This window comes from Asanoa siamensis (assembly GCF_016862555.1).
GTDB lineage: Bacteria > Actinomycetota > Actinomycetes > Mycobacteriales > Micromonosporaceae > Asanoa > Asanoa siamensis.
In genome coordinates this window covers 23,219-35,599 of the sequence record NZ_BONE01000080.1, presented here as the reverse complement: position 1 = coordinate 35,599, position 12,381 = coordinate 23,219, and the positions used below count along the sequence as shown (strand labels likewise).

General features: G+C 73.0%; 13 protein-coding genes. 5 read left to right on the top strand and 8 right to left on the bottom strand.

Going from position 1 to position 12,381, the window contains the following annotated elements:
* Positions 1-36: 36 nt before the first annotated feature.
* Complete coding sequence (locus Asi02nite_RS33430; protein ID WP_203718012.1) at positions 37-1,410, bottom strand: glycosyl hydrolase family 18 protein; 1,374 nt, start codon at positions 1,408-1,410, stop codon at positions 37-39.
* A 163-nt stretch (positions 1,411-1,573) separates the two neighbouring features.
* On the opposite strand from Asi02nite_RS33430, the gene Asi02nite_RS33425 reads away from it, so the two are divergent.
* Positions 1,574-2,563 carry an NADPH:quinone reductase gene (locus Asi02nite_RS33425; protein ID WP_203718011.1) on the top strand — a complete coding sequence of 330 codons (990 nt, stop codon included), beginning with the start codon at positions 1,574-1,576 and terminating at the stop codon, positions 2,561-2,563.
* A 13-nt stretch (positions 2,564-2,576) separates the two neighbouring features.
* Positions 2,577-3,779, top strand: coding sequence for a DNA polymerase domain-containing protein (locus Asi02nite_RS33420; protein WP_203718010.1), 1,203 nt, complete (start codon positions 2,577-2,579; stop codon positions 3,777-3,779).
* On the opposite strand, the gene Asi02nite_RS33415 is transcribed toward Asi02nite_RS33420, so the two are convergent.
* From Asi02nite_RS33415 to arfB, 5 genes are read right to left on the bottom strand one after another with little or no spacing between them, the layout of a single operon-like run.
* Positions 3,776-4,504: an enoyl-CoA hydratase/isomerase family protein gene (locus Asi02nite_RS33415; protein ID WP_203718009.1), complete on the bottom strand. Its 729-nt coding sequence runs from the start codon at positions 4,502-4,504 to the stop codon at positions 3,776-3,778. The two genes, Asi02nite_RS33420 and Asi02nite_RS33415, sit on opposite strands and share 4 nt — an antisense overlap.
* 7 nt (positions 4,505-4,511) lie before the next feature.
* Positions 4,512-5,132, bottom strand: a complete 621-nt coding sequence (locus Asi02nite_RS33410; protein ID WP_203718008.1) for a hypothetical protein — start codon at positions 5,130-5,132, stop codon at positions 4,512-4,514.
* On the bottom strand, positions 5,129-6,403 hold the full coding sequence (locus Asi02nite_RS33405) for a GTPase domain-containing protein (protein WP_203718007.1): 1,275 nt from the start codon (positions 6,401-6,403) through the stop codon (positions 5,129-5,131). Before Asi02nite_RS33405 ends, Asi02nite_RS33410 begins: the two co-directional genes overlap by 4 nt.
* A 40-nt stretch (positions 6,404-6,443) precedes the next feature.
* On the bottom strand, positions 6,444-7,496 hold the full coding sequence (locus Asi02nite_RS33400; RefSeq protein ID WP_203718006.1) for an ROK family protein: 1,053 nt from the start codon (positions 7,494-7,496) through the stop codon (positions 6,444-6,446).
* 25 nt (positions 7,497-7,521) lie between these two features.
* Complete coding sequence (arfB, locus tag Asi02nite_RS33395) at positions 7,522-7,947, bottom strand: alternative ribosome rescue aminoacyl-tRNA hydrolase ArfB (RefSeq protein ID WP_203718005.1); 426 nt, start codon at positions 7,945-7,947, stop codon at positions 7,522-7,524.
* Between the two features lie 52 nt (positions 7,948-7,999).
* On the opposite strand from arfB, the gene Asi02nite_RS33390 reads away from it, so the two are divergent.
* Genes Asi02nite_RS33390 through Asi02nite_RS33380 form a run of 3 tightly spaced genes read left to right on the top strand, consistent with a single transcriptional unit; the run spans position 8,000 to position 10,995 of the window.
* On the top strand, positions 8,000-8,470 hold the full coding sequence (locus tag Asi02nite_RS33390; protein WP_239127378.1) for a MarR family winged helix-turn-helix transcriptional regulator: 471 nt from the start codon (positions 8,000-8,002) through the stop codon (positions 8,468-8,470).
* The gene (locus Asi02nite_RS33385; protein WP_203718004.1) at positions 8,467-9,726 is read left to right on the top strand and encodes an MFS transporter; all 1,260 of its coding nucleotides are present in this window, start codon (positions 8,467-8,469) and stop codon (positions 9,724-9,726) included. The genes Asi02nite_RS33390 and Asi02nite_RS33385 overlap by 4 nt, the downstream gene beginning before the upstream one ends.
* Positions 9,727-9,750: 24 nt before the next feature.
* Positions 9,751-10,995, top strand: coding sequence for a M48 family metalloprotease (locus tag Asi02nite_RS33380; RefSeq protein WP_203718003.1), 1,245 nt, complete (start codon positions 9,751-9,753; stop codon positions 10,993-10,995).
* 1 nt (position 10,996) lies between these two features.
* Here the strand turns inward: Asi02nite_RS33380 and Asi02nite_RS33375 are convergent, their stop codons facing one another.
* Together Asi02nite_RS33375 and Asi02nite_RS33370 are read right to left on the bottom strand one after the other, a co-directional pair.
* The gene (locus Asi02nite_RS33375; RefSeq protein ID WP_203718002.1) at positions 10,997-11,947 is read right to left on the bottom strand and encodes a Kae1-like domain-containing protein; all 951 of its coding nucleotides are present in this window, start codon (positions 11,945-11,947) and stop codon (positions 10,997-10,999) included.
* Between the two features lie 134 nt (positions 11,948-12,081).
* Positions 12,082-12,282: a hypothetical protein gene (locus Asi02nite_RS33370; RefSeq protein WP_203718001.1), complete on the bottom strand. Its 201-nt coding sequence runs from the start codon at positions 12,280-12,282 to the stop codon at positions 12,082-12,084.
* Between the last annotated feature and the right edge of the window lie 99 nt (positions 12,283-12,381).

Here is a 12,381-nt window from a genome sequence, read left to right as displayed (position 1 = left end):
GGGAGGGTGCTCCCGCCGTACCCGATGCCTGTTGTTCTAGGGCAGGACCCAGCGCTGGTTCGCGCCCGCGAAGCAGTCCCAGATCTGCAGCCGTGCACCGTCGGCGCTGCTGTTGTCGCGCACGTCGAGGCACTTGTTGGACTGCGGGTTACGCAGCGTCTGGTTGGACTGGGCCTGCCAGACCTGCGCGCCGGAGCCGTTGCAGTCCCAGAGCTGCACGTTGGCGCCGTTCGCGGTCGAGCCGCTGGCGACGTCCATGCACTTGCCCAGCGCCCGCACGGTGCCGTCGGTGGCCACCGTCCAGGTCTGCGCGTTGGTGCCGTTGCAGGTGTAGAGCTGCACCGCGGCGCCGTTGGCGGTGCTGGCCGCCGCGACGTCGACGCACTTGCCGGCCAGGCCCGTGATCCGCCCGGTGCGGCCGGTCGGCGGGTTGGTCGGGCCGCCACCGCCGGTCGCGACCGTGTAGATCGCACTGACGAGCGAGTTGGCGTTGTTCGGGTCCTGCGACAGCTCCCAGTTCATGATCCCGCCCGCGTTGGCCATCGCCCACTGGGTCTTGGCGCGCACGGTCGGCAGGCCGTTGTAGCACTGCTGCACGCCGTTGATGGTCGCGCAGTCCTGGTTGGCCCAGGCCGGGTTCTGGGCGATGATCTGGTTGTACGGGATGCCGCCGGGGCGGCTGTAGAACGGCACACCGACGACCGCCTTGCTGGCCGGCAGCCCGCGTGACTTCCACTCGTTGATGCTCGACAGCGTCCAGTTGTAGTTGGCATGGGGCGACCCGCCGTCGTACGTCATGATGTTGAGGAAGTCGACCATGCCGAAGACGGCCGGCTGCACGCCCTGCGCGGTGCCGCCGCCGGAGACGACCGCGGCGGTGAGCAGCTTGCCGCGGCTGTGCATGGCGGAGCTGAGCTGTGACATCAGCGCGGTGAAGTTGTTGCCGGAGGTGCCCGGGTCAGGATATTCCCAGTCGATGTCGACACCGTCCAGGTTGTACTGGTTGACCAGGTTGACGACGTTGTTGACGAAGGTGGTGCGGGCGCCGGCGTTCGCGGCCATCTGCTCGAAGGCGGAGTCGTTGCCGTCGTTCCAGCCGCCGATGGCGATCAGCACCTTGGTGTTGGCGGCGTGCCCGAGGCTGACGATCTGCTGGAGCTTGCCCGGGTTGTCGACGGCGGTCAGCCCACCGCTGCCCGTCGGCAGCACGAAGGCGTAGTTGACGTGGGTGAGCTTGTTGTACTGGATCGCGGTGGCGCTGCCGGCCCACGAGGGCATGTAGCCGACGCTCTTGAAGCCGTTGGGCAGCACGGCGGCCTGGGCGGGGCTCGGTGCGGCCAGCACGGCCAGCGTGCCGGCGGCGAGCGCGGTCGCGGTGGCGAGCGCGGCCGCGGCGAATCTCCTGGTCATGGGGCGACCTTTCGAGGCTCTGTGCGTGGAGTCGGGCGGAGGTGCGCGCATGTGCTCGGCGGGTGGGGTTGGTCCCGCCGATGGGCCTCGAGGTGGCAAAAGCTTAGGAAACTTTACTATTCAAGTCAATGGATGTCTGCGGCCTCTCGCTAAGCTGTCGACCATGCGTGCCGCCGTTTACCGCGAACCGGGTCCCGCCACCGACGTGCTCCGGCTGGAGGAGATCGACACGCCGAGCCCCGGGCCGGGTGAGGTGCGGGTGCGGATCGCCTACTCGGGCGTCAACCCGACCGACTGGAAGGCGCGCTCCGGCATGGTGCCGCAGCCGCGGACGAGCCACTTCCAGGTGCCCAACCAGGACGGCGCCGGCGTGGTCGACGAGGTCGGCCCGGGTGTGGACCCGGCCCGCATCGGCGAGCGGGTCTGGCTCTACATGGCCGCCTACCGCCGGCCGTGGGGCTCCGCCGCGCAGTACACGGTGATCCCGTCGGACCAGGCGGTCCCGCTGCCCGAGAACGCGTCGATGCAACTGGGCGCGACGCTCGGCGTACCGGCGGTCACCGCGCACCGCTGCCTCTTCGCCGACGGTCCGCTCGACGGCCGCACGGTGCTGGTCGCGGGTGGAGCCGGCGCGGTCGGCCGGTACGCGATCCAGCAGGCACTGGCCGCGGGCGCGACCGTGATCAGCACGGTGTCCAGCGCGGCCAAGGCGGATCTCGCCCGCGAGGCGGGCGCGCGGCACGTGGTCAACTACCGGGGTCCGAGCGCGGCCGAGGAGATCCGGGCGCTGGCGCCCGAGGGCATCGACCGGATCATCGAGGTAGCGCTGGCCAGCAACCTGGTGCTCGACCTCGCGGTGGCCGCGCCGCACTCGACGATCGCCTGCTACGCCGCCGAGCCGCAGCCGGCCGAGCTGGCCGTCCGCGAGCTGATGAACCGCAACCTGCTGCTGCGCTTCGTGCTGCTCTACACGATGCCGGAGGAGGCGTTCCTGCAGGCGGCCGCCGACATCACCACGGCGCTCGCGGCGGGCCTGCTCACTCCCCCGCCGGTCACCGTCTTCCCGTTCGAGGACACGGCCGCGGCCCACGACGCGGTCCAGGACGGCACGGTCGGCAAGGTCCTGATCGCCGTCGACCCCGACGTCACCTGATTAAGGTGGTCGTGTGGCGTCTGAAGTGCTGGAGGTCGCCGGGCGCGAGGTGACGATCACCAACCCTGACCGGGTGGTGTTCCCCGAGGCCGGCCACACCAAGCTCGACCTGGTCCGCTACTACCTCACCGTGGCCGAGGGCGCGCTGCGCGGTGTCGGCGGGCGGCCGATGGTGCTCAAGCGGTTCGTCAAGGGCCTGGGCGAGGAGGCCATCTGGCAGAAGCGGGCGCCGGCCAAGCGGCCCGACTGGATCGAGGTCGCCGAGTTGCACTACCGCTCCGGCACCTCGGCCGCGGAGACCGTCGTCCGCGACGCCGCCGGGCTCGCCTGGGTGGTCAACCTCGGCTGCATCGACCTCAACCCGCATCCGGTACGCGCGGAGGACCTCGACCATCCCGACGAGCTGCGCGTCGACCTCGACCCGATGCCCGGCGTCGAGTGGGGCCAGATCGTCGACGTCGCGCTGGTCGCCCGCGAGGTGCTCGAGGAGCACGGGCTGACCGCCTGGCCGAAGACGTCAGGGTCGCGCGGCTTCCACATCTACGCGCGGATCGACCCGCACTGGAGCTACCGCGACGTGCGGCTCGCCGCGGAGACCGTGGCGCGCGAGGTGGAGATCCGGGTGCCGGACCTGGCCACGGCGCGGTGGTGGAAGGAGGAGCGGGAAGGGGTGTTCGTCGACTTCAACCAGAACGCCAAGGACCGCACCGTCGCGTCCGCCTACTCGGTGCGCCCGCTGCCGGACGCCCGCGTCTCGACTCCCCTGACGTGGGACGAGGTGCCGTCCTGCCGGCCCGCCGACTTCACCGTGCGCACCGTGCGCGACCGCTGGGCCGAGCAGGGCGACCCGTGGACGGGCATCGAGTCGGCCCGTGGCTCGCTGGAGCCGCTGCTCGACCTGGCCCGCCGGCTCGGGCCCGCGGAGAAGCCCCCGAAGGGTGAGGGGCGCCGGCAGCAGACGAAGCCGCTCGTCGAGATCGCCCGGTCGAAGACCAAGGACGAGTCGCTGGCCGCGCTCGACCGGTGGAAGGCCCGTCACGCCGCGATCGTCGGCTACCTGCAGCCGGCCGACGTGCTGGTCGACGGCATGCGGGGGCGCAGTTCGATCTGGTACCGGATCCGGGTGAACCTGCAGCACGTCCCCGAGGCGGAGCGGCCGGAGCAGGAGCCGCTGGAGGTCGACTACAACCCGTGGGCGCCGGGTGCGGGCTCCTAGGCCCGCTTGAGGTTGCTCAGGTAGGTCTCGATCGCCGCGCGTACCGGCGGGCTCGTCCAGGCTTCGATGATCTCGTCGACGTCGCCGTCGCCCATCAGCCGCTTCGCGTCGGCCCGCAGCGCGACCTTGGTCATCGTGAAGCTGGCGGCCGGGATCGCCGCGAACGCCTCGGCCCGGGCCAGGGCGGCGGCGAGGAGCGCGTCGGGCTCGACCACCTCGTCGACGAGCCCGACCGCCTGGGCCTCGGCGGGCTTCAGGGTCCGCCCGGTGAGCACGAGCGAGGCGGTGCGCGCGCCGGCGACGAACCGGATCGCCTCCAGTGCCACGCCCGGGAACGGCACGCCGACCAGCAACTCGGTCACGCCGATCGTGCCGGCCGACATGAACCGGTAGTCGCAGCCCGCCGCGATCACGCACCCGCCGGCGATCGCGTGCCCGTTGACGGCGGCCACGATCGGGCGGGGATGGTCGAACACCGCCTGGAACACGCCGCCGAGGGCCAGGAGGAACTCCCGGGTGTACGCCTCGCCGCCCTCGACCAGGCGCTTGAGGTCGACGCCGGCGGAGAACGCCCGGCCCTCGCCGGTGAGCACCAGCGCGGGCGCCCCGGAGAGCCCGGCGAGGGTCGACGTCAGCTCCCGCAGCGTCTCCAGGTCGAGCACGTTGACCGGGCCGTTGGCGATCCGGACGACCGACACGGCACCGCGTTCTTCGACGCTGATCATCGGGCGATCATCGCACCGCCGGCGGGCTGGGGTCCAGTGTGGTCGGTGTGCAGGTCGGTGCCGTCGCGTCGACGGTGGCGGTGGTCCGGGCAAGACACGGTCGCGGGTCGTCGCCCGGCCGCAGGAGGAACCAGCCGACGAGGACGACCACGACGGCGGCCGTCAGGGCCGCGATGCCGGTCCGCAGGCCGGGTCGCTCGGGTGCCGGCGACACCGTGCCCCCGCCCGGCCAGTCGGTCGGGACGGCCCGCGACGGGAGCGCCGCGAAGGCCTCCTCCCCCGCCAGGAACCGCTCGTACGCGGCGATCGCGGGATCCCAGGCGCGGTCCAGGTCGGCGTCCGACGGTGGCGAGGTGGTGGTGCCGGTGCGCGCGAGGCCGTACATCATCAGCAGGGGGCGGCCCTGCTGGTCGCGGACCGCGGTCAGCGCGTGGGTGCGGTAGGCGACCGTGAGCCGCACGCCGCTGGCCGTGGTCACCGCCCGCACCCGGGGGGCGCCGCCGACGGGGCCCGGGCTCAGCGACTCGGCCAGCACGCCGTACTCCGTGCTGATGATCTCGGGGGTGAGCACCGTGCTGTAGTCGCGGCGCCGGCCCGCCGCGACCGCGATCGGCCACGCCCGCGTCACGGCGTGCCGCCCAGGCGGGAGCTGGACAGCCGGCCCTCCAGCACGTCGACCCGGCTGCGGAACTCGCGGATCACCTTGCGCTGGGCGAGTTGGAAGTCCTCGAGGTGCGCCTCGGCCTCGTCGAGCAGCCGCGTCACGTACGCGTCGTGCGTGGCCGCGTTCTCCTCCTGGCGCCGGACCAGGTCGGCGGCGGCGAGCCCCACGAGTGAGGCGTAGAGCGGGTTGAGCGCGCCGATCACCCGGTTGGTCGACCGGATCAACGTCGCACCGAGGTCGGCGAACGCCTCGCCGGGCGAACGCCGCGTCTGCCGGCGCAGCCGGTCGAACTCGGCCGCCAGCTTGGCCTGGTCGAGCCGGAGCATGATCTGCTCGAAGACGTCGGGCACGACGGCGGCCAGGGGCACGTCCACATTGGTGGGTTCGAGCAGGCCGTCGGGCAGCTTCGTCATCGCGCCGGACTCGTCGAGCTCCGCGAACGCCGGGCCGACCGCCGAGACCGGCACGAGCCGCACGACGCGGCGCCCGGCGTGCTCGTTGACGAGGTCGCGGAAGCCCTGGTTGGTCATCAGCAGCTTGCGCACGGTACGCAGCCGCCCGTCCTCGTCGGCGTCGATGTCGCGCAGCAGGTCGTACTTGGTGATGCAGAACGTGATCGGCTTCTCCACCACCAACATCCGGCTGATCATCGCGGTCAGCGCGTGCTGGAGACCCATCTGCCCCTCGCGGCGCCCGTCCAGCCACTGCCGCACGCGATGCCCGTCGATGACGGCGATCAGCGCGTCGGCCTGCTCGATCCGGTCGTCGAGGTCCTTCCACAGCGTCGAGCCGGGCTCGGGCGGCTGGGTGAGCAGCGCGCCGGCGTAGTCGAGGTAGCTGAGCCGGAACACCGTGTGCAGCGCGCCCGAGCGGCCGCGGGTGCGCACGTCGAAGGTGAACTCGCGGGTGTCGGCGGTGACGGTCCCGGCCGGCCAGTCCCGGCCCGGGTCCTCGACCTCGGTGAACCAGTGGTTGAGCAGGGCGACCTGCTCCCGCGGCGCGGCGAGGAAGAAGCCCCGGCCACCCCAGGTCTGCATCTGGTGGTACATGCTGGCGAGCAGGAGCGTCTTGCCCGAGCCGCGGGGGCCGAGGGTGACGACGCGGAACGTGGGGACGGCCGCGTCGCCGCCGGGCGTCGGCGTCTCGGGGCTCGGCCGCCTGCGCTTATGGCGCCGGGTCAACAGCACGACCGCCAGCACGACGGCGGCGACCAGGGCGAGGGTGATGAGGTCCATGCCCTGCGGAGGCGCCCGCCCCGGCGGTGATACGTCCGTCCTACGTCGTCCCGCGGGGCACCGACTGGCGGGCGGCGAGGGCGGCGCCGCGGGCACCGGCCATGTCGAGATCGGGTACGAGGGCGAACGTCGCCACCTGCCGCTGCTCGTCGCGCAGTCGGGTGTTCCGCTCGACCTGCTCCAGGAACCACTGGCCGAACGCCGCGGAGGCCTGGACGACGCCACCGCCGACGAAGTACGCGTCGGGGTCGGTGAAGTTGGCGGCGATCGTGAACAGGCGGCCGATCGCGGCGGCCTGCTGGGCGAAGATCTTCCGCGCGAGCGGGTCGCCGGCCTCGCCGAGCCCGCGGACGAGCTTGGCCGCCGTGGCCGGGTCGGTCTCCCGGTGCAGCGGGTGGTCGGGATTCTTGGCGAGCCAGTACGGCAGGAGGTTGCGCTCGATGCCGGTCAGCGAGGCGACGCTCTCGGCGTCACCGTCGAAGCCGCAGTTGCAGTCGGGGATCGGCTGGTCGTCGTCGAGCAGGCCGCGCATCGGGATGTGCACGTGGCCCAGCTCACCGGCCATGCCGGCGGCGCCGGAGACGATCCGCCCGGACTCGATCACCCCGCCGCCGAGCCCGGTGCCGACGATGGCCGACACCGACGAGCGGCTGGGCCCCATGAGTCCGAAGTGGACGTGGTGCGCGTACAGGGCGGCGGCGTTGCCGTCGTTGTTGTAGACGACCGGGAAGCCGATCCGCTCCTCCAGCGCGGTGCGGACGTCGAAGCCGCGCCACGCCGGGTCGACGAAGTTGGTCGAGCCCTTCGCCGAGATGACGCCGGTGGCGCTGGCCGGGCCCGGGGTGTCCAGCCCCACGGAGCGTACGGCCGCGCGCGGCACCCCGGTCTGGACCAGCACGTTGTCGAACGCCTCGCTGAGCGCCTCGACCGCGACGGCCGGCCCTTCCTTGACCCGGCTGGGGCTCTCCAGCAGGCCCTCGACCAGGAACGTGCCGGCCGAGTCGAGCACGGTCGCGTTGTTGGCGTTGCCGCCGTTGTCGAGGCCGACGACCACCCAGCGGTCACCCTCGACCGCGCGCACGCTCTCGTTCATCCGCCGATCGTGCCACGGGTTCGCGTCAGTCGCGCCCGTCCGGTCGCCGGAGGCGCTTGACCTCGCCGCGCCGCTTCTTCTCGGCGATCCGGCGTTCCTTGGCGCCGCGTGACGGCTTGGTCGCGCGCCGTGGTGGCGGCGGTGGCTCGATGGCCTCGCGGACGAACGCCGCCAGTCGCGCCAGCGCTGCCTCCCTATTGCGCAACTGGGCCCGGTGCTCCGAGGCGGCGATGGTGAGGACGCCGCCGACCAGCCGGTTCGCCAGTCGCACCCGGGCCCGGTCCTTGAGGTGCGGCCCGAGCGCGGTGGTCTGCTCGAGATCCCAGCTCAGCTCGACGCGGGAGTCGGCGGTGTTGACGCCCTGGCCGCCGGGGCCCGACGAGCGGGAGAACCGCCAGCGGAGCTCGGCCTCGGGAATCTCGACTCCCGGACGGATGATCAACGGCGCCATGCCGCCAGAATACGTTTGACAGTGCTTATATAAGTGCTGTTACATCGTACGCGTGGCAGATCTCCTCGACAGCAGTCACTGGGGTCCGGTCTGGGCCCTGCTGCACGGCATGGACCGCGACATCGCCGGCCTCTACGCGGAGGCGGGCATCGACGACGTGCGGACCCGGTACGTGGGGCCGATCATCCAGCTCTCCCGGCACGAGCCGCTGACGATCCAGCAGCTCGCCGACCGGATCGCGGTCACGCACTCGGCGATGAGCCAGACGGTCTCGGCGATGCGGCGGGCGGGGCTGGTCGTCGACGCCGACAACGTGGACGGCCGGACGCGGCGGATCCGGCTGTCCCCGCGAGGGCTCGAGGTGGTGCCGTTCCTGGTCGCGGAGTGGCGCGCGACCGAGACGTCGCTGCGGGAGTTGGAGGCGGAGCTGCCGTACGCGCTGACGACGGTGGTCGCGGACATCCGCCGGGCGCTCGAACGGCGGTCGTTCGCGGAGCGGCTGCGCGCCAACTTCTCCCTATGAGGGGCGCGCTCCTCGACCTGCGCCCGCTGCGCGACCATCGCGCGTTCCGCCGGCTCTGGATCGGCACGACGCTGTCGGGTTTCGGTGGGCAGTTCGGCGGGTTCGCCGTCGTCTTCTTCGTCTGGGACCGCACCCACGACCCGGCGCTGGTCGGCCTGCTGGGCCTGGTCACCGCGGTGCCGCTGATCACGGTCGCGCTGGTGGGCAGCGCGTTCGTGGACCACGTCGACCGCCGCCGGCTGGCCGCGGGCGCGACCTGGGGCCTGCTGGCGACAAGCCTGCTGATGGCGGTGACGGCGGTGACCGCGAGCCCGGTCGGGGTGATGCTGGCGCTGGCCGCGGCCCACTCGGGGTTGTCGGCGCTGGCCTACCCGGCGCTGCGGGCGTTCGTACCGGTGCTGCTCCCCGCACCGCGGCTGGCGGCGGGCCTCGCGCTGAACCACCTGTCGTTCCAGCTCGCCATGCTGCTGGGTCCCGCGGCGGCGGGTGTGGTGGTGGCGCTGGCGGGCACGCCGGTCTGCTTCGTGGTCGACGCGGCGTCGTTCGGGGCGGCGCTGATCGGCATCGCGGGCCTGCCGCGGGTGACGGGTTCGTCGGGAGGCGGGGCGGGCCTACGCGCGGTGGGCGCCGGCCTGCTCTTCGCGGTCCGCACCCGCCCGGTGGCGGGCGCCCTGCTGGCAGACCTCTGCGCCACCCTGCTGGCGATGCCGGTGGCCCTGTTCCCGGTGGTGAACTCGGAGAAGTTCGGCGGCTCGCCGGCGACCCTGGGTTTGTTCTTGACGGCCCTGGGCGTGGGCGGCGCGGTGGCGTCGGTCCTTTCCGGACTCTCGACGCGCGCGGGCCGCCCGGGCCTGGTCCTGCTTGCCTGCGGGGCGGTCTGGGGCGCGGCCCTCGCGTTCACGGGCCTGGCCCCGACTCTGCCGGCGGCGCTGGCCTGCCTGGCGGTGGCGGGGGCGGCCGACACGTGGGCGGTGGTGGCCAGGGGGACGGTGGTGCAGTCGTCCACACCGGACGCTTTTCAAGGCAGGGTGGCGGCGTTGGAACACGTGGTGGGGGTGGCGGGCCCGGAACTGGGCAACCTCCGCGCGGGCCTGCTGGCGTCGGCGACCTCGGGCGCCACGGCCCTGGTCATCGGCGGGCTGACCTGCCTGGTCGGCACGGCGTTGCTGGCGACGCTCGGCTCGCCGCTGCGCAGGGCGACGATCCAGCCCCCGACGCCCGCGGCGGTCGAAGCCGGACAGGCGGTTGACCTATGATCAACTACACCCCACAATTCGCCGGTGACCGATACCTGTCCGAGTTGCGCGGTGCCGTTGGCGGTCGAGGAGGACCAGCCCTCGTGGTGCCCACGCTGTGAGTGGAACCTCGACACGCTCGCGCCGATCGAGCGGTCGACCTGGTTCTGGCGGCAGATCCGGACACGAGACCACCGCGCCGGCTTCCGGGCCGACAAGCTGTTGGCCGCCGGCGCACCCGTGCGTACCCGCGTCCTCGTGCTGTTGGTGGCGATCTCCGTCGTGCTGGTCGCGGTGCCGGCGACCGCGCTCGTGGCGGCGGTCTGGTTGCTGTTCGCAGGTCCCGTCGCGCTCGGGCTGCCGCTCCTTCTGGTCGCGTACCTCGTGCGCCCTCGGCTCGGGCGGGTCAAGAAGATCCTCGGTGGCCGCTACCCGCTCGGCGCGGATCGCGCGCCCGCGCTGCACGCGCTGATCGACCGCGTCGCGGTCGCGACCGGCAGCCCGCGCCCCGACATCGTCGCGGTCGACCCCCACCTGTGGGGAGCGTGGACGACGGTCGCGGGCCTTCGGCAGCGCCGCATCCTGACGCTCGGGATCCCGTTGGTGGCCAGTGTCGAGTCCGGCGAACTGGTCGCGCTGCTCGGTCACGAGCTGGGCCACTTCAAGAACCGGGACTCCCGCCGCCGGATGCTGACCCGGCCGGCCCGCGTCACCTTCGGTCACATCGCCGGCGGCCTGCGGCCCAGCCGGGTATCCGGTGCGGAACGTGACCTGCTCGGGCTCTACCTGATCGTCTACGAGCTGTGGCGGCTGATCACCGGCCTGCTCTCGTGGCTGTCGTTCGCCGTACACGCGGCGATCCACGTCGCGGCCGCCCGCGACGATCGGCGCGCCGAGCAACAGGCCGACCTGCTCGCCGTGAAAGTCGCCGGGCGCGAGGCGACACTGAGCCTGTTCGACGCGACCGCCGCCCTGCCGCTGTTCCACGGCGCGATCAGCGGCGTGGCCCGCAAGGGCTTCGCGATGGCCGAGTGGCGCGCCCGTGTCGCCCAGAACCGGGCCCGCAACGACCTGCGCGTCGATGTGCTGCGCCAGCTCACCATCCGTACCGAGGCATCGCTGTTCAGCAGCCACCCGTCGACGGGCCGCCGGCACGAGTTCGTCTCTACGCTGCCGGACACGCCCCCGGCCGTGACGGTCGGTGACGCGGAGTGGGCCACGATCGTGCGCGAGCTCGCGCCGTACGCGGAGACGTTGCGGAACGAACTGGCCGAGCAGTACGAGATGTGAGTCAGCCGGCCGCGGCGCAGAGCAGTCGACCCAGGACCAGGGGTGGCTTCCCGGACAGCACGGTGAACCCGGGCAGGGTTTTCCTGGTCGCGCGGGTGAGCGCCGGGTCGTCGAACACGTCGCCGGCCAGCGCGACCACGTCGAGCCCGGTGTCGTCGGCGCAGCGCCGCACCTGCTCGGCCGTGAGCGCGACGACCGTCGCCCGGACCCGCGCCGCGATCTCGTCCGTCGGCGTCCCCCGCCGCAGGTCGGCGACGACGGCGCGGACCAGCGTCCCCGGATCCAGACCCATGGCCGGGTACGGCGTGCCGACGCCCCGCCCTTCGAGGCCCAGCGCGGCGAGGGCGTCGAGCAGGTGGCCGAGGCTCGCCGTCGCGCCGCAGCCGTAGCCCGTTTCCAACTGGTGTGCCAGGGTGCGGCGTTCGCGGGTCGAGCACGCCCGGACCGGGGGGAGGTCCAGGTCCCAGGGGATGCCCGCGTGGCGGAGGTGGGCCAGCGCCAGGCGGTGGGGGCGGGCGGCGGTCGCGCCGGCTACGCGGACGTAGTCCAGGTGGGACATGCGGCGGGCGTCCTTGTAGCCCGCGATCAGGACCTCGCTGCCCCAGGTGGCGCCGTCGGGGCCGTAGCCGCCGTGGTCCAGCGCGAGTCCGATCACCTGCTCGTCGGGGCCGACGGCGTGCGTCGCCAGGACCGCCGCGACCAGCGCGTGGTGGCGTGGCACCGCGCGGATCGGGAGGCCGGCCTGGGCCGCCCAACGGCGGGCCGGGTCGCCGGGGTGCAGGTCCACCGCGACCACCTCCGGCGCGACGCCGGCCGCCGCGGACAGCGACGCGTGGGCCGTCGCCGGGTCCGGGAACTCCCCCAGCCAGGCCCGCCGGCCGACGCCGAGTGCGGCGCACCCCGGGCCGACCGCGAGGGTGGGTGTGACCTCCCACGGCAGCGTGATCACCACACGCAAGATCCTAGGAAAGGGACGTGACCGGGTTGGTGGGTTTTCGGTGTATGACAACCGCGGACGCGGCAGCGTAGCGGTGTCTGGCGGGAGCGACGGTCGTGCCCACCGCGGACCCGAGCAGGGAATCGCGCCTAAATGGGTTCGGCGACGACGTCGCCGGCGGGTGCGGTGAGGCGCGTGCCGTCGGTGAGGATCACGTCGACCAGGCCCGCCTCGTCGGCGGCGCTGACGCCGAAGACCGGTGCGCCGGACAGGCGTGACTCGGGTGAGCGGCGGTTGCGCGGCGGCCGGTAGACCCAGCGGACCTCGCTCGGCGCGGTGTTCGCGTGCATGGTGCATCGCCCCCGTTCGGTGCCCCGGCGCTGGCGGGTGCCGGACCATCATTTGACCGGATTTCGCCGCCCGCCACGAAGCGGCACGCCGGGTCGCGC